General features: G+C 65.4%; 17 protein-coding genes. 4 read left to right on the top strand and 13 right to left on the bottom strand.

What is annotated here, in order from left to right:
• Positions 1–72 precede the first annotated feature (72 nt).
• A complete protein-coding gene (locus ABIB99_RS19940; RefSeq protein WP_354177232.1) occupies positions 73–990 on the bottom strand; it encodes a pirin family protein in 918 nt (305 codons plus the stop codon).
• A gap of 64 nt (positions 991–1,054) precedes the next feature.
• On the opposite strand from ABIB99_RS19940, the gene ABIB99_RS19935 reads away from it, so the two are divergent.
• The 3 genes from ABIB99_RS19935 to ABIB99_RS19925 all read left to right on the top strand — a co-directional run bounded on the left by ABIB99_RS19935 (position 1,055) and on the right by ABIB99_RS19925 (position 4,321).
• Positions 1,055–1,627 (top strand): GNAT family N-acetyltransferase, encoded by a 573-nt coding sequence (locus ABIB99_RS19935; RefSeq protein ID WP_166347542.1) that lies wholly within the window; start codon positions 1,055–1,057, stop codon positions 1,625–1,627.
• 62 nt (positions 1,628–1,689) lie between these two features.
• Complete coding sequence (locus ABIB99_RS19930; protein WP_354177403.1) at positions 1,690–2,751, top strand: AraC family transcriptional regulator; 1,062 nt, start codon at positions 1,690–1,692, stop codon at positions 2,749–2,751.
• A 142-nt stretch (positions 2,752–2,893) separates the two neighbouring features.
• Positions 2,894–4,321, top strand: coding sequence for a serine hydrolase domain-containing protein (locus ABIB99_RS19925; RefSeq protein ID WP_354177230.1), 1,428 nt, complete (start codon positions 2,894–2,896; stop codon positions 4,319–4,321).
• Between the two features lie 193 nt (positions 4,322–4,514).
• Here the strand turns inward: ABIB99_RS19925 and ABIB99_RS19920 are convergent, their stop codons facing one another.
• Positions 4,515–5,882 carry an MmgE/PrpD family protein gene (locus ABIB99_RS19920; RefSeq protein ID WP_354177229.1) on the bottom strand — a complete coding sequence of 456 codons (1,368 nt, stop codon included), beginning with the start codon at positions 5,880–5,882 and terminating at the stop codon, positions 4,515–4,517.
• Between the two features lie 124 nt (positions 5,883–6,006).
• Here ABIB99_RS19920 and ABIB99_RS19915 point away from each other — a divergent pair, with 124 nt between their 5' ends.
• Complete coding sequence (locus ABIB99_RS19915) at positions 6,007–7,122, top strand: FUSC family protein (RefSeq protein WP_063980110.1); 1,116 nt, start codon at positions 6,007–6,009, stop codon at positions 7,120–7,122.
• Positions 7,123–7,126: 4 nt separating this feature from the next.
• Here ABIB99_RS19915 and ABIB99_RS19910 read toward each other — a convergent pair whose 3' ends face one another.
• The 11 genes from ABIB99_RS19910 to ABIB99_RS19860 form a co-directional block, all read right to left on the bottom strand.
• The gene (locus ABIB99_RS19910; protein WP_354177227.1) at positions 7,127–8,440 is read right to left on the bottom strand and encodes an SMI1/KNR4 family protein; all 1,314 of its coding nucleotides are present in this window, start codon (positions 8,438–8,440) and stop codon (positions 7,127–7,129) included.
• Between the two features lie 143 nt (positions 8,441–8,583).
• Positions 8,584–9,234 carry a 2-hydroxychromene-2-carboxylate isomerase gene (locus ABIB99_RS19905; protein WP_063980108.1) on the bottom strand — a complete coding sequence of 217 codons (651 nt, stop codon included), beginning with the start codon at positions 9,232–9,234 and terminating at the stop codon, positions 8,584–8,586.
• Between the two features lie 22 nt (positions 9,235–9,256).
• Positions 9,257–10,651: an MATE family efflux transporter gene (locus tag ABIB99_RS19900; protein ID WP_354177225.1), complete on the bottom strand. Its 1,395-nt coding sequence runs from the start codon at positions 10,649–10,651 to the stop codon at positions 9,257–9,259.
• Positions 10,652–10,879: 228 nt separating this feature from the next.
• Positions 10,880–12,175, bottom strand: a complete 1,296-nt coding sequence (gene murA / locus ABIB99_RS19895) for a UDP-N-acetylglucosamine 1-carboxyvinyltransferase (protein ID WP_014491005.1) — start codon at positions 12,173–12,175, stop codon at positions 10,880–10,882.
• A gap of 255 nt (positions 12,176–12,430) precedes the next feature.
• Entirely contained in the window at positions 12,431–12,898 is a 468-nt protein-coding gene (yidI, locus tag ABIB99_RS19890) for an inner membrane protein YidI (protein ID WP_354177224.1), read from the bottom strand.
• 239 nt (positions 12,899–13,137) lie between these two features.
• Entirely contained in the window at positions 13,138–15,573 is a 2,436-nt protein-coding gene (gene gyrB, locus ABIB99_RS19885; protein ID WP_166347611.1) for a DNA topoisomerase (ATP-hydrolyzing) subunit B, read from the bottom strand.
• A 282-nt stretch (positions 15,574–15,855) separates the two neighbouring features.
• Positions 15,856–16,599 carry a peptidase associated/transthyretin-like domain-containing protein gene (locus ABIB99_RS19880; protein WP_354177222.1) on the bottom strand — a complete coding sequence of 248 codons (744 nt, stop codon included), beginning with the start codon at positions 16,597–16,599 and terminating at the stop codon, positions 15,856–15,858.
• Between the two features lie 139 nt (positions 16,600–16,738).
• Positions 16,739–16,888 carry a hypothetical protein gene (locus ABIB99_RS19875; RefSeq protein ID WP_354177221.1) on the bottom strand — a complete coding sequence of 50 codons (150 nt, stop codon included), beginning with the start codon at positions 16,886–16,888 and terminating at the stop codon, positions 16,739–16,741.
• A 199-nt stretch (positions 16,889–17,087) separates the two neighbouring features.
• Positions 17,088–19,829 carry an arylsulfatase gene (locus ABIB99_RS19870; RefSeq protein WP_354177220.1) on the bottom strand — a complete coding sequence of 914 codons (2,742 nt, stop codon included), beginning with the start codon at positions 19,827–19,829 and terminating at the stop codon, positions 17,088–17,090.
• The gene (locus ABIB99_RS19865; protein WP_354177219.1) at positions 19,771–21,933 is read right to left on the bottom strand and encodes a hypothetical protein; all 2,163 of its coding nucleotides are present in this window, start codon (positions 21,931–21,933) and stop codon (positions 19,771–19,773) included. Before ABIB99_RS19865 ends, ABIB99_RS19870 begins: the two co-directional genes overlap by 59 nt.
• Positions 21,934–22,044: 111 nt before the next feature.
• Positions 22,045–22,788 carry a hypothetical protein gene (locus ABIB99_RS19860; protein ID WP_354177218.1) on the bottom strand — a complete coding sequence of 248 codons (744 nt, stop codon included), beginning with the start codon at positions 22,786–22,788 and terminating at the stop codon, positions 22,045–22,047.
• Positions 22,789–22,816: the final 28 nt, after the last annotated feature.

Here is a 22,816-nt window from a genome sequence, read left to right as displayed (position 1 = left end):
GGCCTTCGCAGACAAGTCCATCGGACAGGAGATTCAGGCCGCACTGGATGGTACGGCCTAAATCGGGATAGCCTATTCCGGCAGCGGAATGAACTCATGTTCCTGCGGAACCCCGGCGAAGCGGCCGGTTTTCCAGTCCTCCTTGGCCTGCTCGATCCGCTCCTTGCTGGAGGAGACGAAATTCCACCAGATGTGGCGCGGGCCTTCCAATGCATCGCCACCGAGAAACATCATGCGCGTCGCTTTCAACGCCTTCACGGTGATGCGGTCGCCGGGCCGGAAGATCAGCAGCCGCGGCCCCTCGTACCGCTCGTTCGCGATCTCGACCTCGCCGTCGACGACGTAGATGGCGCGCTCCTCGTGGTCGGGGTCGAGCGGCACGCTGGCGCCCGCGACCGCCGTGACCTCGGTGTAGAACCAGGGCGACACCATCGTCACCGGCGAGGTGATGCCGAAGGCGGAGCCCGCGATCACCCGCGCGGTAAAATCGCGCTCGGAAATCATCGGCAGATCGCCCGCGCCGTAATGCTGGAACGACGGCGCGATCTCTTCGGATCCGGCCGGCAGCGCGATCCAGCTTTGCAGGCCCAGCATCTGCTGGCCCGAGGCGCGCTGTGCGTCCGGGGTGCGCTCGGAATGGGCGATGCCGCGGCCGGCGGTCATCAAGTTCATCGCGCCGGGCGCGATCTCCTGGACGTTGCCCTCGCTGTCGCGATGCATGATCGAGCCGTCGAACAGATAGGTGACGGTGGCAAGCCCGATATGCGGATGCGGCCGCACGTCCATGCCCTTGCCGGAGACGAACTGCACGGGGCCGAAATGATCGAAGAAGATGAAGGGCCCGACCATTTGCCGCCTGCCATGCGGCAGCGCGCGCCGCACCACGAATCCGTCGCCGAGGTCGCGGGTGCGTGGCACGATGACGAGATCGAGTGCGTCGCAGGACATGGGATCGCCGAGCACGGGATCGTTCGAGGGTTGCCAGCTCATCTTGGTCTCCTGTTTCTTGCTGGTATGATCGTAACAGAACAATGTCGGGAACGGGAGAAGACCGATGATCCCACCGCTCAAGCCAGGCGCCAGGCTGCTCGAGGTCACAGGACCCAGAATCGAGACGGAACATTTGATCCTGCGGCCATGGCGCGCGGGCGATATTGCACCGAACGCAGCGATGCTGTCCGATCCCGGCACCGCCCGCTTCATCGCCGCCGACGGCAAGCCGGTCACGACCGAGATTGCCGGCTGGCGTAACGCGGCCGTGATCTCCGGGCACTGGGCGCTCCACGGCTTCGGCATGTTTGCGGTCGAGGAGAAATCGAGCGGCAGCTACATCGGGCGGGTTGGTCCGTGGTGTCCGCCGGGCTGGCCCGGCTTCGAGGTCGGTTGGGGCATCGCCAGGGAATTCCGCGGCAAAGGTTATGCGGTGGAAGCGGCCAGCGCGTCGATCGACTGGGTGTTCGACAGCTTTGAGATCGACGAGATCATGCACTGTATCGAGAGCACGAATACGCCGTCGCAGGGCGTGGCGCGCAGCCTGGGCGCCCGGAAGGAGCGCGAGATCGATCTGTTCGGCAAGCCGGCCGACGCCTGGATCACGTCGCGCGCCGCGTGGACCCGGCGAAATTGAATCGGTCTTTGATCTGAACTAGGTTCGCGTCACGCGCGTGCGTGCGCGATCGGGTCGACCGGATGCTGCTTGCCCATCTCGAACTTGCCTTTCGCGCCGGCGCCGTGGCGCTGCTGTTAGTGTTGGCGGCATCGTTGTTCTCGGACTTCCGCAACGTGCTGGCGGCTCGCCTCGGCGCAGCCTTCGCGCTCGGCTCGGCCGCGCATGCGGTGAGCTATTCGGTTGGCGTGACGTCGCTGGTGCCGGCCTGGCATGCGCCGCTGATCGCACTGTCGACCGGCAATATCGTGGTGTTCTGGCTGTTCACGCGCGCGCTGTTCGACGACGATTTTCGCTTGCGCTGGTGGCATGGGTTGATTTGGGCTCTGGTGACAGCGTTCAGCTTCGCCGGGTGCGTCTGGACCGCGCCGGGCGGGAACGTGCGGTTCTCCGTCACCGTGGTGAACCTGATCGTGCTCGGCTTCATCGCGCTCGCGGTAGGGCAGACGATCGCCTCGTGGCCGGCCGACCTGGTCGAGCGCCGGCGGCGTGTCCGCGTCTTCATCGTCTGCGCCGCCGCGCTCTATGGCGGACTGAACGCACTGCTCCAGATTGCCGTCGCCGGCAGCGACGTCGGCGATGCCGCCAACACCATCAATGCCGGCGTGCTGGCCTGCGTCGTCGCGGCCATCGCCTACGCGATGATGCGTGTCGATGGCGCGGACCTGTTTCCGGTCGCGGCTGAGCCCGCACCGGCGATCGCGCCGAGCCAGCCTGTGGCCGAGGACGCCGCCGACCAAAAACTCACCGACGCCTTGATGCGCCTGATGGCGGACGAGCGGATCTATCGCCAGGAGAACATCACCATCGGCGTGCTGGCGGGCCGGCTGAAAATTCCCGAATACAGGCTGCGCCGGCTGATCAACCAGCGGCTCGGCTACCGCAATTTCAATGTGTTCCTGAACAACCACCGGATCGAGGAAGCCAAGGCGGCGCTCGCCGATCCCGCCCAGGCCGAGGTCCCAGTCATCACCATCGCGATGGACGCCGGCTTCCAATCGCTCGGTCCCTTCAACCGCGCCTTCAAGGCGGTGACGGGCGTGACGCCGACGGAATACCGGCGGCTCAAGGTGAGTGCGGCGTAAGTTCTAACCCTTTCCAATCACGCCGAAATTCCAGAATCGACCAGCCCGGTTCAGTTTCAGCCAGTCCATTTTCCAAATCCGGCGAGCACTCCTCCGCCCGCTCCGGCTTCCTCCCGGCACACGCCCCAGCCGGAGAAAGCCCGTGACCCGCCGCCGCAAGATCATCCTCCTGACCACCGCCGTCGCCTGTCTCGGCCTCGCGTTCGGCGCGGCTCGCGCGCGCACTGCGCCGCAGGTCGCCACCGGCTTCCTCGCCGACATCCTCTGCGCCGAGACATTCGTCTCCGGCCTCGATCCGCAGCGCACCTTCACCGAGACCACCGACGCGATGCCCGGCACGGGCCTGATCACCTGGGCGATGGACTACCGGATCGACCGGGCGCGCAAGGACGTCACCGTGACGCTGTTCGGTCTCGGCCGTAGCCATGCCGTCTATCGCGAGGGGCTGGGCTGTACGCTGGAGCACGGAGCTGATATCGCCGACGTCGCGCCGCCGGCCGACGACAAGCAGCCCGCATTGCTCCCCGAGATCGCGGGACCCTCGATCGTGCCGCCACAAAGCCCGGAGCTGTCGGCCGCACTCGATCGCGCCTTCACCGAACCCGCGCAACCGCCCGCCCGCCGCACCCGCGCCATCGTCGTCATGAAGTCAGGCCGCGTCATCGCCGAGCGTTATGCGGATGGTGTCGGGCCCGAGACGCCGCTGCTCGGCTTCTCCATGACGAAGTCGGTGATCTCGGCGCTAACAGGCATTCTCGTGCGCCAGGGCAAGCTGAAGCTCGACGGGCCCGCGCCGGTCGCGGCGTGGACAAATCCGGATGATCCGCGCCACGCCATCACCGTCGACCAGCTGCTGCGGCACACCGCGGGCCTCGCGCTCGGCAGCTCGCTGCAGGCTTCGCTCGGCTCCGCCTTCGAGCCGGTCAATCGCATGAAATTCATCGAGGACGACATGGCCGCCTATGCCGCGAGCATGCCGCTTGCCACCGCGCCGGGCGCGGTGTGGAATTATCACGACGGCAACACCATCATGCTCGCGCATCTGATCCGCAATGCTTCCGGCGGCAGCCCCGCGGACGCGCTGCGCTTCGCGCGCCGTGAATTGTTCGCGCCGCTCGGCATGCGCCACGTCACGCTCCAGCTCGACGGCGCCGGCACGATCGAGGGATCGAGCGAGATGCTGGCCTCCGCGCGCGACTGGGCGCGCTTCGGTCAGCTCTATCTCAATGACGGCGTCGCCGGCGGCAAGCGTATCCTCCCCGAGGGCTGGGTGAATTACGCGGCGTCAGCCACGCCGAATGCCTTGGTCGGCATCGGCGCCGGCTTCTGGACCAACCGGGGCGACAGCTTTGGCGCGAATTTCCGCGTGGAGCACGGCTGGCCGCGCGATGCGTTTTTCGCCAAGGGCACGATCGGGCAGTACACGATCATCATTCCCTCGGAGCGTCTGGTGATCGTGCGGCTGGGCCGCTCGTCCAACTGGCCGCCGGAAGCGGATGGCGTGTTCGATCTGGTGCGGGATGTGGTGGCGGTGACGCGCGAGAAGGGGAAAATGGCGGGGGTGGATTGATGACAGCAGCAGAGCGCTGTCTCTTACCCTCCCCTGGAGGGGGAGGGTCGATCGCGCGCAGCGCGAGCGGGGTGGGGTGAACCCTCCGCACGGGCACTGTTGAATGCGGAGGGACCGTCACCCCACCCCGTCTCATATTTCGCTGCGCTCTATATGAGCCGACCCTCCCCCTCCAGGGGAGGGTAAGCAGCTCCTACCTCCCCAGCTCCGTGGCTTTCGCCACGCGGTCGAACCGCTCCAGTGTCATGATCGCGTCCGCAAACTTCTCCGCGCGCGCGTTCAGCACCGGGCGCGCCAGCGTCAGAAACTTCTGCTGCATCGCCTGCGCGTCGGGGAACGAATTCGGCTCGCCCGAGGGATCGGCATAGAGCCGCTCATGCACGCCATCGTCTGTCGTGATGCTGACGCGCGCGCCGAACGGGTGGGTGCGGCCGACCTCGAGCCGATCGTCCTGCACCACGTCGAACTTGTCGGCGAGCGCGTCGATGGCGGCGTCACCAAGGCGGTTGTAATCGTCCCAGCCGAACGAGCCCTGGTCGAGCGCGAGCGCACCGGTGAAGAACATCGAGAACTGGCCGCCGACGATCGAGGTGGGATGCCGCTTGGTCGCGACATCGCCGGTCAAGGTGATGCCGTTCCGATGCAGGCCGATCTCGACGCGCTTGACCTGGTCGGGCGTCAGATTGTGCTCGCGCCGCATCGCGATCAGCGCGTCGATCGCCGCATGGGTGTAGCGGCAGCTCGGATACGGCTTCACGCCGATCTTCATCGTCTCATAGGTCTTGCCGAGCCCGGCGACCGCCTTGGCCGGATGCGCGTTGTCGGTGTAGCCGGCGAGCAGGCCGTGCTTGCCCTCGACCGATTCGCTCGCGCCGACGAAATCGTTGCGCGCCAGCGTCGCGGCGATCACGCCATTCATCGCGGCGGCGCCGACCTGGTAGCGCTTGTTCCAGGCGCCGTTGACCAGGAATTGCAGCGAGCCCGCGGCCTGGCTGCCGGAGACGCCGAAGGCGGCGATGATCTGTTGCTCGGACAGGCCGAACAGTTTGCCCGCGGCGGCCGCCGCGCCATAGGTGCCGGCGGTCGCGGTCGGGTGGAAGCCGCGCGCGTAATGCGAGGTCGGGTCGAGCGCGTTGCCGAGCCGGCAGCAGACCTCATAGCCCGCGACGATCGCGGTCAGCACGTCGCGGCCCGACGCGCCGACCATCTCGCCGACGGCGAAGGCGGCCGGAACCACCGGCGCGCTCGGATGCAGCGAGGAATCCGCGTGCGTATCGTCGAAATCGAGGGAATGGCCGAGCGCGCCGTTGAGCAGTGCCGCGACCGCCGGCGTCCAGGTCTTGCTGTCGCCGAACACGGTGGACTCGCCCTTGGTGTCGAGCGCGAGCGCTTCCAGCATCTTCAGGATCGAGGGGGTGGATTCCGCCTCGCTGCGGGCCCGGATGGCGCTGCCGAGGAAGTCCAGCGTCAGCACCTTGGCGCGATTCAGCACTTCCGCCGGAATATCCTGGTATTTCAGATTGACGACATAAGCGGCGAGCGTTGCGGTTTCGTGAGCCATCGTGTTTCCTCGTTTTGGCGCGCAAGTTAGGCGGGCTGATTTGGCCTTTCAAGCGGCCTTGGGGCCGCGGGCATCAGCCATGCTTTTGGCAGGCTCCAAGAGGATCGGACCGGGACATTCGACGATGGCATTCGCAAGACAAATGTTCGACCGGATCCGATCACGACGCACGCAGTTGGGGCTGGCGATCCGGGTCACGGTGGCCGCAGTGGCGGCCTATGCGATCGCCACCGCGCTGCATCTGCTATTGCCGCTCTGGGCCGTGCTGACCTCGCTGATCGTGACCCAGATGAGCGTCGGCCGCTCGCTGAAGGCGACGCGCGACTACGTGCTCGGCACGATCGGCGGCGCCATCTATGGCGGCGCCATCGCGATCCTGATCCCTTATTCCACCGAGGCGGGCCTGTTGGGGCTGCTGGTGCTGGCGGTCGCGCCGCTCGCCTTCGTGGCCGCGATCAACCCAAGCCTCAACGCCGCCACGGTGACCGCGATCATCGTGCTGCTGGTTCCGACCATGCATCATTCAGATCCCCTGGCGTCGGCGATCGACCGCGTCAGCGAGGTCGGGGTGGGCGCCATCACTGGCCTGCTGGTCTCATTCCTAGTGCTGCCGTCCCGCGCCGTGCGGCAGATCCGCGCCAGCGCGGCCACGCTGCTCGAACTGATCGCGGATGCCTTCACCGAACTGCTCGCGGGGCTCACGCGCGGCCGCGACAACGACGCGCTGCACCGGATCCAGGACGGCATCGGCACGGCAATGGTGGGCATGAACGCGATCGGCGCCGAAGCCGAGCGTGAACGCTCCGTGCGACTGTCGAGCGGCCCCGACACCGGCCCGCTGCTGCGCACCGTGCTGCGGCTGCGCCATGACGTCGTGATGATCGGCCGTGCCACGGTGGTGCCGCTGCCGGCCGAGGTGCAGATGCGGCTTGCAGCCCCGCTGACGGAAGTCTCGACCGTGATCGCGCGATTCCTTCGCTCCGCCGCCGCGGCGCTGCGCGAGGGCGCCGGCGCGCCGGCGATCCATCCGGTCCACGTCGCGCTCCAGCATTATGCCGAGGCCGTCGCCGCCGTCCGTCATGACGGCCTGATCCGCGGCCAGCCCGGCGACACCGCCGAGCGCTTCTTTGCCATCGGCTTCTCGCTGGAGCAGATGCACCAGAATCTCTGCGATCTCGATCGCGTCGTCGGCGAATGGTCAGAGGCTTCGACCGACAAGTCCGCGCGCGTGGCGGAGTGATTCTTTAGAGGTCGAAGAAAGCGAGCGCTGCCGCGTCGCGCTGCTCGATGCCGTCGGTCAGCGCCTTCAGCGCGACATCGAAGCCGGGCTGCTTCTGCTCCAACTCCCATGCGCCGTCATGGTCCCACTGAAAGCACTGGCCATGTCGCTCGCCCGGCTCGACATGGAGCAGCAGGCAGCGACTGAGCTGTGATGGCTCGGCGATGGGCACCAGGTGTTTCAGCGACACGCCATACTCCTTGCGGAAATAGGCGCAGGCCTCTTCGAGCTCGTCCTCGGAATGAGCAATGAAGTCGAGGACGTTGCGCAGCTGCGTGGCCAGCTCGTCCGGTGCGTAGAAGCGTAGCTCGGAGGACGATTCAGGCAGCCGTACCAGCAGCTCGGTCTCGCCGCGGCTCAGCAGGAAATTGCGATAATCGTCGGGCAGTTTGACATCGATGGCCTGCTCTGCCGCGCTGACATCCGCTTCGCTGGCCGGCGTGCCGGGCTTCCAGCGCCAGCCCTTTGCGGTCGTGCCTGCCTTGCGCCGGGCTTCATATTCGGCGTAGCCGGGAAACAGCGTGATGACATCGTAGCCGCCGAACCGTGACCATTGATAGGCATCGTCAAAGGCTTCCTCCCGTCGCTCCGGAAAGAAGCCGCAAAGAATCTCGGCACGCTGGAGAATGCGATCATGGTTCGGAGCGATCTTGCAGAGATGCTCGATCGTCGCGAGCGCCGCGACCGGATTTTCCGCGAGAAGATAGACGTCGCTGAGCAATTCGAGGATGCGACCTTCAAGGTCGCCTTCGTACATGGACCAGGCGTAATGCGACTGTCCCGCAGCCCGCCGTGCGCGGAGCGCGTCACGCGCCTGTTCGGCAAAGCGCAGGGTCTGCGTAAAATCTTCGCCTGCGGCCTTGCCGTGATGAGCGGCGAGCCAGAGATACAACGGCTCATGTTCGGCCGGAGTGCCCTTGAGCGCGTCGAGCTGCGCGGCCTGCTCGGCCATCGGCGCGCTGAGCGCCAGGATCATCAGCTCATCGAGCCCCTTCTGCCAGTCCGGCTTGGCTCGCGGATTGGGACCGAGGTCGCGCAGCGTGTAGTTGGTATGATCCGTCTCGACATAGCCGGCCGCGACCAGCTTGGCGACATGGCGGCGGAAAGCCGCTGCGGCGCCGGCGATATCAGGAAATTCCTCGCGCAGGAATTCGTTCGCGTCGGGCTCGCCCTTCCAGTTCATATGAATGCCGATCACCATGGGATCGCTGCCCGGGACCAGCATCAGCTCGCGATCGTCATCGTCGGGTGCGCGGTGGAAGAACTTTGCCAGATACATGCGACCCTCCGAACGCGCCGCCGGGATCGGGGCGCCACGTCTCAGTCGCAGTTTCAGGGAAACCGGTTCATGCCGGCCGGCAAGAGCGTTTTCGAGCGAAGCGGATAGCGGTTCGCGTGAAGAAAACGCGTCCTAAACAACGGTCAGCGCTTTTTCAGGCCCTTAGCCACCATGCGCCAGAGCAGCAGGTCGATGCGGTCCTGGCCGAAGAACGGCTCGTTCTCGAACACGAAGGTCGGCACGCCCCAATGGCCGGAGGCGGCATGGTCCTTTTCGTTCTCGGCGATCACCCGCTCGTAGCGATCGGGGTCGGCACTGATCGCTTCATCCATCGCGGCGAGATCGAAGCCGGCCGCTTCAGTGGCGCGCGCGAGGTGATCGCCTTCGTTCCAGCCCGCCACCGAGCCGTCCCACAGCACGCGCGCGATCGCATCGGTGAATGCGAGCGAGCGGCCTTCGAGCTGCGCCATCGCACCCAGCCGGGTCAGGCGGTGGATGTAGGGCTGCTCGGCCGCAACATCGAACGTCGTCTTGTCCTGCACGATCGGATCGGGCCTCGGAAAGCGGAACGGGATGCCCTCGTGCTGCGCCACGCGCGTGCTGTCGAGCACCACATAGCGAATGAAGTTCGGACTGGCCTTCTTGAAGAAGCCGGGCACGCGGACGGCGAGCGGATAGACCGGTCGCAGGTTCACCGCGAGATCGTACTCTTCGACGAGCTTGAGCGTCTTCGGCAGCGCCAGATAGCTGAAAGGACTGCGGTAGGAGTAGAAGAGGTCCACGGACAGGGTCATCGCACCGGCTCCATGATCCCGATCATCCCGCCAGTCTGCGCGTCAGCATGCGGAAGCGCAAGATCAGGAGGCCGGCATAGACGAACGTGCCGATCGAGAACCCGATCCAGACGCCGACCGCGCCGAGCCCGGCATTGAAGGCCAGCACCCAGGCGATGGGAAAGGCGACGCACCAATAGCCGATCGCCGCGAACAGCAACGTCATCCTTGTATCGTTGATGCCGCGCAGCGCGCCGGCCATGATGGTCTGGAGGCCGTCGGCGATGAAGAAGGTCGCGCCGACCAGCAGCAGGGTCGCCGTCAGCTCGACAGTGGCCGCGCTGGCCTCGCTGCTCCCGAAGAACAACCGTCCGAGCTCGTAGCGGCCGAGGATGATGGCAACGGTCAGGGCCGAGACCAACGCTACGCCAAGCACCGCCGCGACGAGGCCCGCGCGCCTCACCGCGGCCGGGTCGTCGCGGCCGAAAGCATGGCCGACACGGACCGTCGCCGCCATGCCGATGCCAAGCGGGACCATGAACAGCACGGCTGTGACCTGGAGCGCGATCTGGTGCGCGGCAAGCGCCGTGGTCGAGATCAATCCCATCAGCAGCGCGGCGGACGAGAACAGGCCATATTCCAGCAGCAGGGAAAACGAGATCGGCGCGCCGACCGCGATGAGCTGTCGCATCAGGGGCCAGTCGATCCGCCACAGATGGGCGAGCGGGCGGTAGTCTGCGAACGGCTTTCGCCATGCGGCGATGGCGAGCACGGCGAGGAAGGTGCCGAGATTGACGAGCGTGGTCGCAAGCCCTGCGCCGAACAGGCCGAGCTCCGGCAGGCCGAACAGGCCGTGGATCAGGCAATAGACCAGCGCCGCGTTGGCGGGGATCGCTGCAACGGTGATCCACAGCGGCGGCTGCGGCCGGTTCACCGCGCTCATCATGCTGCGCAACGCGATGAAGCCGAGCGCCGGCGCGATGCCCCAGGCCAGCCCGTTCAGATAGCGTTGCGCGAGCGCGGCCGATTGCGGCGCCTGTCCGAGCGCCAGCAGGATGCGCTCGCCATAGAGCGGCGAGGCCATCATCGGCAGCGAGATCAGGAGTGCGACCCACAGGCCGGCGCGCAGCGAGCGGCGGATGCGCTTGACGTCGCCGGCACCGAACGCCTGCGCGGCCAGCGGCGACACCGCGGCCATCAATCCGAGCCCGAAGGTGAAACTGACGAAATAAACCGTGTGCGCCAGCGCGGCGGCCGCGACCGCATCCTCGCCGAGCCGCCCGATCAGCGCGAGATCGGTCGTGATCATCGCGATCTGCCCGAGCTGCGTCAGCATCATCGGCACAGCCAGCCGCAGCGTCTCGACGAACTCTTCGGCGAGATGGTTTTGCGGCACGCCGGCTTGCGGCCGCGGACGAGGCTGGACGGTGTCGAGCATGGCGGTTGCAATAGCACAGCCGCACGTCGAAAACATGGCCCAGCTCTCGTGTCCCGGACGCGCGAAGCGCGAGCCGGGACCCGGGAGCCAAGGGCGCGGCTCTCAGGAACCGTAGGGTGGGCAAAGGCGCGCTTGCGCCGTGCCCACCATCAGTCCAACGCGGCAACAGAAGCGGTGGGCACGCTACGCTTTGCCCACCCTACGATACTGTGGCGCGGAGAGAACTTCTCAGCCCTTCCTTTCAGGCACGCGCCTGATCTTGGCGCCGAGCGCGTTCAGGCGTTCGTCGATGCGCTCGTAGCCGCGCTCGATCTGGTCGGCGTTGTTGATCGTGGAGGTACCCTCGGCGCAGACCGCGGCGAGCAGCATCGCCATGCCGGCGCGGATGTCGGGCGAGATCATCGATGCGCCGCGCAGGCGGCTGGGGCCGGCGATGATGGCGCGATGAGGATCACAGAGAACAATTCGCGCGCCCATGGCGATCAGCTTGTCGACGAAGAACATCCGCGATTCGAACATCTTCTCGAACATCAGGATCACGCCGTCGCATTGCGTGGCGGTGACGATCGCGATCGACATCAGGTCGGCCGGGAAGGCCGGCCAGGGCTGATCTTCCAGCTTCGGCACGTGGCCGCCGAAATCGTCCTGGATCTTCAGCGTCTGGTTCGAGGGCACGATGAGATCATCACCCTCGATGCGGCAGACGATGCCGAGCCGCTCGAATCCCATGCGGATCGAGCGCAGATGCTCGACGCCGGCGCGCACGATGCGAAGCGGGGAGCGCGTGACGGCCGCAAGCCCGATCAGCGAGCCGACCTCGATATGGTCGGGCTGGATCCGGTAGGTCGTGGCGCCCAGCGTCGCCGGTCCATGCACGATCATGGTGTTGGTGCCGATGCCCTCGATTCGCGCGCCGAGCGCGACCAGGAAATTGGCGAGGTCCTGCACATGCGGCTCGGAGGCCGCGTTGCGCAAATGGGTGACGCCGTCGGCGGCGACCGCTGCGACCAGCGCGTTCTCGGTTGCGGTGACGCTCGGCTCGTCCAGAAACACGTCGGCACCGGCGAGCTTTGCCGCGCGGAATTCGAGCCGGTCGGTGGCGGTGACCTTGGCGCCCAGTTGTTCGAGCGCGAGCACATGGGTGTCCAGCCGACGGCGGCCGATGACGTCGCCGCCGGGCGGCGGCAGCATCACTTCGCCGCAGCGGGCGAGCAGGGGGCCCGCGAGCAGGATCGAGGCGCGGATACGGACGCAGAGCTCGGGGTCGAGGTCGGCGGCGCGGATGCTCTTGGCGTGGATGTGCAGCGTGTTGCGGGCGGTCCATTCCGCCGCCGCGCCGACCGAGCGGATCAGCTCGACCAGCGTCTCGGTGTCGCGGATCCGCGGCACGTTCTCCAGCGTCACCGGATGCTCGGTGAGCAGGGCGGCGGCGATGATCGGCAGCGCCGAATTCTTGTTGCCGGACGGCTCGATCGAGCCCGAGAGCCGGTGACCGCCCTCGACAATGTACTGGATGGGCGCCACGGGGTTCTCGCTGTCCTGTTGGGTGGGGCTGTTTCGGGCGGAAACTACAGAGAATTGAGCGCGGGAGCAATTGCGGCGGCCACCGGCTGTTGCCGATCCGTTAGCCTCGGAGAGGCTGCCAATCCCTCATGGTGAGGAGCGCGGAACGCGCGTCTCGAACCATGAAGGCCCGGATATCTCGCCCGCGGCCATCCTTCGAGACGCCCGCTTCGCGGGCTCCTCAGGATGAGGATGGGTACTTGTAGCCGCGGGTGCTCAGAACAGGCCGATGATATTCCCCACCACATACAGGATCGCGATCAGGATCAGCGCGCCGATCATGACGAAGGAAATCTCGATCGCGATGGCGCCGGTGCCAAGCGTCGCGGCCACGGCGGCAAGGAGCCGCTCCTCCCGAAAGATCAGCGCGAGGACCGAGAGCAGGATGGCGAGCAGGCCGAGCGAGATCGCGGTGGCCGAAGCGGTTTCGCTCCAGCTCCGTCCAGCCGATTTCTCGACCTTCGGCGCCTGATACTCCACGCCCTTCACCCGCGCGATCACGCGGTCCTTGATGCGATGGCCGGTGTCGACGATGACCTGGTCCGCCGGGGGCGGCGGGAACACCATCGGCACCACCCAGTGCGGCAACACAGCCGCCATCAGCGCCAGCACACCGACAATGCTGCCGATGATGCCGAGACGGCGGGAGGGGAGGGCGGAACTGGTGGTCGCAGAGCTGGTCATGCGTGGCGCATCCCGGCCGGAATTGGCCTTACGGGTTCATGCCGTTTCGTCGCGATGGTGGGGGGTGAGGTTCAGCGATGCTGGGATCGGCCTAGCCGTCATGCCCGGGCTTGTCCCGCCTGCGCGGCCGAAGCCGCTTCGGCGAGGCGAAGGCCCGGGCATCCACGTTCCTTGTTCCGCGGAGCAAGGCGTGGATGGCCGGGACAAGCCCGGCCATGACGCTGCGGAAGCAGCGCGCCTCAGATATCGATCGTCGCGCTCAGCGAATGTTCCTGGATGAAGTCGCGGCGCGGCTCGACCACGTCGCCCATCAGCTTGGTGAAGATGTCGTCGGCCTCGTCGACTTCCTTGACCTTGACCTGCAGCAGCGAGCGCGCATCGATGTCCAGCGTCGTTTCCCAGAGCTGCTCCGGGTTCATCTCGCCCAGACCTTTGTAACGCTGCAGCGTGATGCCCTTGCGGCCGGCGTCGGTGACCGCTTCGAACAGGTCGACCGGGCCGTAGACCATGTGCTCGACGTCCTTGCGCCGCAGCTTGCCAGGGCGGGCATAAACGTCCTGGAGCTTCACGGTGTATTCGTCGAGCTTGCGGGCTTCGACCGAGCCCAGGAAGGCGGCGTCGATGACGGCGGCTTCCTTGACGCCGCGCACGGTGCGCTCGAACTGGAAGCCCTGGCCTTCCACGTACTGGCCGACCCAGCCGCGTTCGACCTCCTCGGCCTGGTTGTCCAGCCGTCCCGCGATGTATTGTGCCGCTGCGGCGGCTTTCTCGGGATCGCCGTAGATCGCCTTGTTGAGCACGCCGGTGATGGCGGCCTGCTCGATCACCTTGCGATTGTAGCGGCTGTGCAGATTGCGCAGGACGCTGCGGACGGTGCGGGCGTCGTCGACCAGCGAGCGCAAATCGCGGCCGGTGCGATCACCGCCGACGCCGGGAATGAAGACGCAGTCGTCGAGGCCTGTGTCGATCAGATAATCCTCGAGCGCCCGCTCGTCCTTCAGATACTGCTCGGACTTGCCGCGGCTGACCTTATAGAGCGGCGGCTGGGCGATATAGAGGTACCCGCCGTCGATGATGTCGCGCATCTGACGGTAGAAGAAGGTCAGCAGCAGCGTGCGGATGTGAGCGCCGTCGACGTCGGCGTCCGTCATCACGATGATCTTGTGATAGCGCAGCTTCTCGATCGAGAATTCGTCGCTGATGCCGGTCCCGAGCGCGGTGATCAGCGTGCCGATCTGCTCGCTTCCCAGCATCTTGTCGGGGCGGACGCGTTCGACGTTGAGGATCTTGCCGCGCAGCGGCAGCACCGCCTGGAATTCGCGGTTGCGGCCCTGCTTGGCGCTGCCGCCTGCGGAGTCGCCCTCGACGATGAAGAGTTCGGATTTCGCCGGGTCCTTTTCCTGGCAGTCGGCGAGCTTGCCGGGCAGCGAGGAGACCGAGAGCGGGCTCTTGCGCGTCAGCTCACGCGCTTTTCGCGCGGCTTCACGCGCGGCGGCGGCCTGGATCACCTTGCCGACGATCATCTTGGCTTCCGAGGGATGCTCCTCGAACCAGGCCTGGAGCGCCTCGTTGAGGACGTTCTCGACCACGGGACGCACTTCCGAGGACACCAGCTTGTCCTTGGTCTGCGACGAGAATTTCGGATCGGGCACCTTCACCGAGAGAACGGCGGTGAGGCCTTCACGGCAATCGTCGCCGGTCAGCGCGATCTTTTCCTTTTTGGCGTTGGCCTCGGCATAGCCGTTGACCTGGCGCGTCAGCGCGCCGCGGAAACCGGCCAGATGGGTGCCGCCGTCACGCTGCGGGATGTTGTTGGTGAAGCACAGCACGTTCTCGTGGTAGCTGTCGTTCCACCACAGTGCGGCCTCGACGCCGATGCCGTTGGCCTCCGCGCGCACCATGATCGGCGCCGGCACGATCGCCTTCTTGTTGCGGTCGAGATATTTGACGAACTCCTCGACGCCGCCGGAATAGTGCATCTCCTCGCGCTTCTCGACCGCATGGCGCATGTCGGAGAGGGCGATGTTGACGCCGGAATTGAGGAAGGCGAGCTCGCGCAGCCGGTGCTCCAGCGTCGCAAAATCATATTCGATGTTCTTGAAGGTTTCCGTCGAGGCCTGGAATGTCACCTCGGTGCCGCGCTTGCCCGGCGCGTCGCCGACCACTACCAGCGGCGCGACCGCATCGCCATGGGCGAACTCGATGTAGTGCTCCTTGTTGTCGCGCCAGATGCGCAAGCCGAGCTTGCTCGACAGCGCGTTGACGACGGAGACGCCGACGCCGTGCAGGCCGCCGGAGACCTTGTAGGAATTCTGGTCGAACTTTCCGCCGGCATGGAGCTGGGTCATGATGACCTCGGCCGCGGAGATGCCTTCGCCCTTGTGGATGTCGACGGGAATGCCGCGGCCGTCGTCGCGCACCGTGACGGAATTGTCGGCATTGAGCACGACGTCGACGCGCGTGGCATGGCCCGCGAGTGCCTCGTCGATCGCGTTGTCAACGACCTCGTAGACCATGTGGTGCAGGCCGGAGCCGTCGTCGGTGTCGCCGATATACATGCCCGGGCGCTTGCGGACGGCGTCGAGACCCTTGAGCACGCGGATCGATTCCGCCCCGTAATCGCTTGGATTTGAGGGCTCGTTTTCGGCAGGCGTCTGCCGAGCAGGTTCTGTCATGAGAGGCCTTCGAGATGTCGCCCGAATCAGCCGCGCAAAAGGCGCTGATTTGCAGGCTATTTGTGCCATGAAAGACCGCTTGCGCCTAGCGCAAAGTATCCTCCGGCAACCCTTTGACGAGATAGGGATTTTTTGCCGGTTTTCAAGGCTCCTGGAGGCCGATTCTGGGGCTTGCGAAAAGGGCGATTCGAGGTCCTGTTTTTAGCTCTTGAAGGCGTGGATTTTGCGGGGCGGAGAAGCGCGTTCCCAGGCGCCGTGGCGCCCCGGAACAGGTCACTGGGTTCAGTAGATCTGATCCGGCTTCTTGTCGTCGTCGCCCAAGCTGAGGGACCAAGCCTCGCCTGAGGCTACGGTGATGGTATCGGTGCGCACCGCATAGCCCGACACGACCAGCTTGTAGGAATATTTGCCGGGCGGCAGATCCAGCGTTTGTGGGTGATTGACGCCGCCCGCGATCTTGATGGTCTGATCGTTGATCGTGAGCGAAGCCGTGTCCGGCGCGAGATAGCCGAATATCAGCCGCGCTTGTCCTGCTATCGGCAGGAAATTGGCCTTCGCCGCGGCCTCCGTATTCCGCTGCACAAGGCTGACAATGGTCTCGTCCTGCGCGCGGCCAAGCTTCAGGGTGGCCGGCCCCTTGGGGGAGGCGAAGGCGAGCTGCACATGATCGGCGGCAACCAGAGTGCTTTCAGGCCTTTCCTCCCAGCCGCGCTTTGCGAGCTCCGTGCGGTAGAAGGCGAGCACATCGCTGAGCTGGGCCGGCACATGGGCTTCGAGCCCGACCCGCAGCGGGATTTCGATGCCGGTCATATGGGTGGTGTTGGAGCTGGAGAAGTTGTGTTGCTTCGGCACCGGCATCTCGGCGTCGGGATCCGCCGGTGTGAGTGCGGCCGAAGTTTGCGGTGACGGGTGCGGCAGCCATCCGCCGGCGCCTGCGGCGACCAGGCCGCCCGCGAGAAGAGCGAGGCCGCACGCGAACAGCCGCCATCGTGCCGGGACCTTCGTTCTGCGCCTCACCGTCGTCATGCCACTCTCCAGGGATGTCGCGCGTTGTAGTCTTCGCGCGATGCAGCGGCTGCGACACAGTCGCCGCCGCCTCCGGACGACTAGTCGCCCCACCAACCGGACAGGTTCAACCTGGCCGTTACAGGCACAGGCGGCGGGATCAATACATCTGAAGCGGCAGCACGTCGCCGCTTGGCCCCACCAGGAGGCCCCAGGCGTCGCCGGCGGCTACGGTCAGGGTCTCGTTGCGAGCGGGCTGCCCGGGCAGGCGCAGCGCGTACTGATACTTGCCGGGCGGTAGATCCAGCATCGGGCCTTTCGGCGATTGCGGGCCGCCGGCGCCGGCTGCGCATCCAGCGCGCCAAATGAAGGATCCACTGCCGGCACTCCCTTCTCTACGCGATGATATTTCGCGCAGGCTTTCGAAGCGGATCCGCCGAACGATTTCCTAGCGAAGAAGGATGAGTTGTGGCGTTGGGGCCGACATGAATCGCCACGACTTGTCGCGCTTAGTCCCTCGCTCTTTCAAGTGCGTGTCGAATGACCTTTTGCTCATCCTCCGTCATCTGCGTCGCGCCAAGCTTGAAGGTCAGCTTGTCGATCTTGCCGGTGAAACGGAAGGGCAGCTTGTAGCTGTCGTCCACCGTCGTGCGGGTGTCGCTGCCGATGTCAAACGTTTCGTCGATGGCCATAAGAAACGGAATCGTGTGCGGGATCGTCTTTGCGGCAACCAGCTTGCCATCGGCCGTCAGTACACCGGTGCCACCCTTGCCCGGGCCGGGTCCGTTGTACTTGAAGTCGAATACAATGGTGTGCTTGCCCGGCTTGAGCGCATCCGTAAACAAGTCGCGACCGCCAATGCCGCCTTCCCAGCGGTACCGTTCTAGATCGAGCAGGTTATAGACGAAGACCGGCTTGCCTTTGAGCAGGTAGAGGGCGTATCCGCCAAAGCGACCGCCTAGAGTTGCGATCATTCCTTCCGCGCCGCCCTTGGGAACGGTAACCTCGGCCGTGATCGTGTAATCCTTGTTGAGAAGGCTCGGAGCGTTAGCGTCAGGGATGCCAGCGTTCTCACCAGAATATGTGAAAACGGTTCGTCCGGCGGTCGCGCTTGGGCGCGGTGTCACAATGCGGGGCAGGATCGAGTTGTCCAGCGGAAAGACCTGGTATTTCGCCGCCTCCGACAGGAACAACGCTTGCAACTCCTTGAGCTTGTCGGGATTCTTGGCTGCGAGGTCATTGGCCTGCGAGTAATCCTCGGCGATGTTGTAAAGCTCCCACTTGTATTCATTGATCCCCGGCAGCTTGGCGGTGCCCAGAAGCCAGGGAGGCGCAGGCGGCGTCGTACATGCATACCAACCATCGTGATAGATGCCGCGGTTCGCGAACATCTCGAAATATTGCGTGTCGCGCTTTGACGGCGCGTTGGCGTTGGCCTGGTCGAACGTATAGGCCATGCTGACGCCCTCGATGGGCCTTTGCTTGATGCCATTGACGGTGTCGGGAGCCTGAATGCCTGTGGCTTCCAGAATCGTCGGCACGATGTCGATCATGTGATGGAATTGGCTGCGGATGCCGCCAACGTCCTTGATATGACCGGGCCATGAGATGGCCATGCCTTGCCGGGTGCCGCCGAAGTGCGATGCCACCTGCTTGGTCCATTTGAACGGGGTATCGAAGGCCCACGACCACGCCACCGACATATGCGGGTAGGTCTTGTCGGAGCCCCAATCCTCGTAATGGAGCATCAGTTCGGTTTCGGGCAGTTTCAGAATGCCGTTGTAGGCGGTCATCTGGTTCGGCGTGCCCTCGAGCGTGCCTTCGGCGCTGGTGCCATTGTCGCCGCTGATATAGATGATCAGGGTGTTGTCGAGTTTGCCCATGTCCTCGACCGCCTGGATGACGCGGCCGATTTCGTAGTCGGTATAGGCCGCATAGCCGGCAAACACCTCGGCTTCGCGCGCGTACAATTTCTTCTGGATGAACGAGAGCGAGTCCCACTTCGGCAGCGTATCCGGCCAGGCGGTGAGCTGGGTGTTCGCCGGGATCACCCCGAGTTTCTTCTGATTGGCGAAGATCTGCTCGCGCAGCTTCTCCCAACCCATGTCGAACTTGCCCTTGAACTTCTCGCTCCATTCCTTCTTCGGCTGATGCGGGGAATGGGTGCCGCCAGGCACGTAGTAGACGAAGAACGGCTTCTCGGGCGCCGCCGCGTTCAGTCCGTTCATGTAGTTGATGGCGTCATCCGCCATGTCGGTGATGAGGTTGTAGCCGGTCTTGCCGACCCATGGAAAAACCTGGCTCGTGTTGCGGAAAAGGTAAGGCGTCCACTGGTCGGTCTCGCCGCCCATGAAGCCGTAGAAATATTCGAATCCCATTCCGACCGGCCATTGGTCGAACGGCCCGGCCGAGCTGTACAGATAGGTCGGGGTGTTGTGGTTCTTGCCGAACCACGAGGTGGCAAATCCGTTATCCCGCAGAATGGTCCCGATCGTCGCACTTTCCTGGCCAATGACGGAATCGTAGCCCGGATAGCCGGTGGACATTTCACCGATCACGCCAAACCCGACCGAGTGGTGGTTGCGGCCGGTGATCAGCGCTGCCCGCGTCGGCGAGCAGAGCGCTGTCGAGTGAAACTGCGTGTAACGCAGGCCCGCCTTGGCGATGCGATCCATGTTCGGGGTCGGGACCACCCCACCGAAGGTGCCGGTCACGCCATAACCCTGGTCGTCGGTCATGATCAGCAGCACGTTCGGCGCGCCTTTGGGCGGCACAACGGACGGTGGCCAGTATGGCTTGGAGTCCGCGGCATCTTCCTTGATCACGCCTTCGAACTTCGGAGGTTCAGGCGGAAGCTGCTTGCCATCGATGGTTGTCGTGGCGCTCGGCGAACCCGGCGTGCCGGTGGTTTGCTGCGCGAGGCAGGTCGTCTCCAGAGCACACAGCCAAAAAGCGACGGTCAGTGCGGTGCCACAAAGCAGCAAGTTGCGGTGGTTTAGTAAGCGGCTTTCTGGCTTTGAGCTATCGTCAACGTGACGGGTACCGGGCATTGCAAACTCCCTCTTGGAGACGTCAGAACCCTGTTGACGTCTATTCGGGACGCGATGCCGCAACGTCTGTTGATCTAGATCAACTTTCCGCCCACGGGTCCGAAACGCCGGCTGTGCGTGGGCGCACCTGCTTCGTCGCACCTCAATACATTTGCAGCGGAAGCACGTCGCCGCTTGGTCCCACCAGGAGGCCCCAGGCATCGCCGGCGGCAACGGTGAGGGTGTCGGTGCGGGCGGGCTGACCGGGCATACGCAGCGCGTACTGGTACTTGCCGGGCGGGAGGTCGAGCATCGGGCCTTTCGGCGATTGCGGGCCGCCGGCGCCGGCCGCGATCTTGATGGTCTGCTTGTTGATCGTCAGCGACGCCTCCTTCGGCCCGATATTGCCGAGCATCAGCCTGGCCTGGCCCGCCTTGGGCATGATGTCGGCCTTGGCCGCGGCCTGCGGATTCCGCTGCACCAGGCTGACCGTTGTCTCCTCCCTGGCGCGGCCGAGCTTCAGCATGGCCGGACCCTCCGGCGAGGTGAACGCAAGCTCCGCCCGATCGGCGGTAACAGTCGCGCCGTCAGTCTTTTCCTGCCAGCCGCGCTTGGTGAGCTCTGCGCGATAGAAGGCGAGGACATCTGAGAGCTCAGCCGGAATGCTGGCTTCAAGCTCCTTGCGGAACGACTGGTCGCTGCCGGGGAATTTCGTCGAGCTGATCCCGCTCGAGCTGCGCTGCGTCGGCACCGGCAGGGCGGAATCGGGATCGGGCTTCAGCGGCTCGGTCGATTTGGCTTGGATCGGCTTTGCTTCTGCCGATTTGGCCTCAACCGGCTTCGCCGCAGCCACGACCAGGCCGGTGCCGTTGGCGCTGACATTCACCTTCGGGCCCATCTGCATCACGGTCATCGAGATCGATTTGCCGGCCTTGGAGAATTCCATCACCGCCATGTTGGGCTGGTTGACGACGGAGGGCTGCTCTTTCCAGCCCGCGTTCTTCAACGATGCGCGGTAGAAGCTGCCGAGAGCCTTCACGCTCGACGTGGAAGAGAATTCGAGCCGGCCGTCGCCGCCTTCGAACGTCACGCCTTCGGCGGTCTCGGGCAGCGGCACCGGTGTCTTGCTGTCGGCGAGCGCATTGAGCGGCGCATCGGAGAGCGCGGCGGCCTGCACCTTGCGGCGGGCCTCGTCTGCGGCGATCATCTTCTGTGCGGCTGCTGCGGCATCGCTGAAGAACTTGTCGTCGGCCTCCTTCTTCGCCTTGGCGCGGGCGGCAAGCGCGGAGTCCTTCACCTGCGCGGTCAGGCTGACCATGGTGAAATCGTATTTGCGGCCGAGCCGCAGCACGCCGGTTTCCTCGGCGTTGGAGATTTTGATCGCGACCTCGTCGCCGGGGGCGAGCGGCGCGCTGCCATCCTCCTGCCAGCCGCGCGCGGCGAGCTCGCGGTGATAGAAGGCGAGCACGGCGGGCAGCTCGGCCATCGCGGCGGCCGACATCTCGCGCTTGTTGGAGCTTGCGCTGCCGAGGCCCCTGGCCGTCTTGGTCGGGTTCGGCCGCGGCAGGCCGGCAAGATCGCCATCGGCCTTGAGTTCGCCGGGCAGGGCGAACGGCGCCACCCGGATGTCGACATTGGTGCGGCCGTCGTCGCGGCGCGTCAGCGTCAGCATGACCGGCTTCTGCTGGTAGAAGCCGGTGTCCTTGCTGTCGGGGTGCGCGTAGAAGGCGCGCAGTCCGTTGGGAACGGTTTCATCCAGGCTGGTCGTCCAGCGCGCGGCGGTTTCCGGCGTGAGTTTCTGCCAGCCGATCGCGGCCATCTGGCTGGCGTAGAAATCCGACGTCGCATCGAGCGCGCTCGGCGCAATGCAGCCGAGATAGGGCCGGGTCCCATCGAACATGATGTCGCTCGCGCCGTCCGGAAACGGCACGTTCCCGTAGATCCGGTCGGTCGTGTAGTAGACCACGGATTGATCGGGCCGGCCGAGGGCCTGCGTGAAGTGAACCGAAAGGCCCTGCCGTCCCTTCTTGAAGTTCAGCGTGGTGCTCTTCTCCTCCAGCGGCCTCACATAGGGCACCCAGCCGTCGGCGCTGAGGAGTTTCTTCACCGCCGGCGATGTCACGGCTTCCGGCGTCGGCATGCGGTATTCGACGCGGTAGGGATCGGGGCGCGAGGTGTCTTCCACGGCGCCCTCGAGCTGCGGCAGCGCATGGACGTCGACAATGCCTCCGTCGGCAGCGGCCGCGATCGAGCAGCTCGCCATCAGGACAAGGCCGCAGGCAAGCAGCTGCCATCGTGCCGGGACTTGGGTCCCGCGCGGGATCATGACATCGTCACGTCTCCAGGATATCGCGCACGGCTCGGGCGCGCGCATTTGCAGGCTGCGACACCGTCGGCGCGGCCTCAGACGAGAAGTCGCGGCAGAAACCCGTGAGGTTCAATACAGCAGGAGCGGCGACCATGCCTCTCCGTCGCGCCCGACCGTCAGCTCCCAGGTATCGCCGGCAGCGAAGTTGAGGATGTTCGTCGTGGCTGGATGGCCCGGCACGCTCACCTCGTAGGAATATCTGCCGGGCTGCAGATCCAGCGAAACCGCGTAGGCGCCGGCGGCGTGCCTGATGGTCCGGTCGTTGATCGTGAGCGTGGCTTCCGTTTCGCTGATATTGGAGAACACCAGCTTCGCCTGGCCGGGCTCGGGCATCACGTTCGCATTGGCCGCGACAGATGCATTCTTCTGCACGAGGTTGACGGCGGTGCTGGCGTCCTTGCGGTCGAGCGCCAGCATGCCAGGTCCGAGCGGGGAGGCGAAGGCGAGCTTGACGTGATCGGCGGAGACCAACGCGCCATCGCGCTGCTCCTGCCAGCCGAGCTTGCTGAGCTCGGTGCGGTAGAAGGCGAGGACGTCGCCGAGCTCGGCGGGCACGGTGGCCTCCAGCCTAGTGCGGAGCGGCGTTTCAATGCCCTTGACGACGGTGGTGTGCGTTCCTCGGTAGCTGTAACGGGTCGGTGCGGGCAGCTTGGCAGCGGGGTCCGGCGTGAGCGCCGACGCGAACAGCGGCGACAGATGCGGCACCCAGGCGCTGGCGCTTGCTGCGAGCATGCAGACCGCGAGCAAGAGGAGGCCGCACGCAAAGGCCAGCCATTGAGCCGGGACTCGCGCCCCGGTCCTTACCGTCCGCATCTCATTCTCCAAGGGTTTTCGCGCGTGA

The sequence above is a fragment of the Bradyrhizobium sp. LA6.1 genome, from assembly GCF_040547805.1.
Classification (GTDB): Bacteria; Pseudomonadota; Alphaproteobacteria; order Rhizobiales; family Xanthobacteraceae; genus Bradyrhizobium; species Bradyrhizobium barranii.
This window is presented reverse-complemented; position numbering and strand designations above follow the sequence as displayed.

Excerpts from the sequence above, each read along its gene's own strand:
- ABIB99_RS19940 (WP_354177232.1), bottom strand. The coding sequence starts at position 990 with ATGAGCTGGCAACCCTCGAACGATCCCGTGCTCGGCGATCCCATGTCC.
- ABIB99_RS19935 (WP_166347542.1), top strand. The coding sequence starts at position 1,055 with ATGATCCCACCGCTCAAGCCAGGCGCCAGGCTGCTCGAGGTCACAGGA.
- ABIB99_RS19930 (WP_354177403.1), top strand. The coding sequence starts at position 1,690 with ATGCTGCTTGCCCATCTCGAACTTGCCTTTCGCGCCGGCGCCGTGGCG.
- ABIB99_RS19920 (WP_354177229.1), bottom strand. The coding sequence starts at position 5,882 with ATGGCTCACGAAACCGCAACGCTCGCCGCTTATGTCGTCAATCTGAAA.
- ABIB99_RS19915 (WP_063980110.1), top strand. The coding sequence starts at position 6,007 with ATGGCATTCGCAAGACAAATGTTCGACCGGATCCGATCACGACGCACG.
- ABIB99_RS19910 (WP_354177227.1), bottom strand. The coding sequence starts at position 8,440 with ATGTATCTGGCAAAGTTCTTCCACCGCGCACCCGACGATGACGATCGC.
- ABIB99_RS19905 (WP_063980108.1), bottom strand. The coding sequence starts at position 9,234 with ATGACCCTGTCCGTGGACCTCTTCTACTCCTACCGCAGTCCTTTCAGC.
- ABIB99_RS19900 (WP_354177225.1), bottom strand. The coding sequence starts at position 10,651 with ATGCTCGACACCGTCCAGCCTCGTCCGCGGCCGCAAGCCGGCGTGCCG.
- yidI (WP_354177224.1), bottom strand. The coding sequence starts at position 12,898 with ATGACCAGCTCTGCGACCACCAGTTCCGCCCTCCCCTCCCGCCGTCTC.
- gyrB (WP_166347611.1), bottom strand. The coding sequence starts at position 15,573 with ATGACAGAACCTGCTCGGCAGACGCCTGCCGAAAACGAGCCCTCAAAT.
- ABIB99_RS19880 (WP_354177222.1), bottom strand. The coding sequence starts at position 16,599 with ATGACGACGGTGAGGCGCAGAACGAAGGTCCCGGCACGATGGCGGCTG.
- ABIB99_RS19875 (WP_354177221.1), bottom strand. The coding sequence starts at position 16,888 with ATGCTGGATCTACCGCCCGGCAAGTATCAGTACGCGCTGCGCCTGCCC.
- ABIB99_RS19870 (WP_354177220.1), bottom strand. The coding sequence starts at position 19,829 with ATGCCTGGGGCCTCCTGGTGGGACCAAGCGGCGACGTGCTTCCGCTGC.
- ABIB99_RS19865 (WP_354177219.1), bottom strand. The coding sequence starts at position 21,933 with ATGATCCCGCGCGGGACCCAAGTCCCGGCACGATGGCAGCTGCTTGCC.
- ABIB99_RS19860 (WP_354177218.1), bottom strand. The coding sequence starts at position 22,788 with ATGCGGACGGTAAGGACCGGGGCGCGAGTCCCGGCTCAATGGCTGGCC.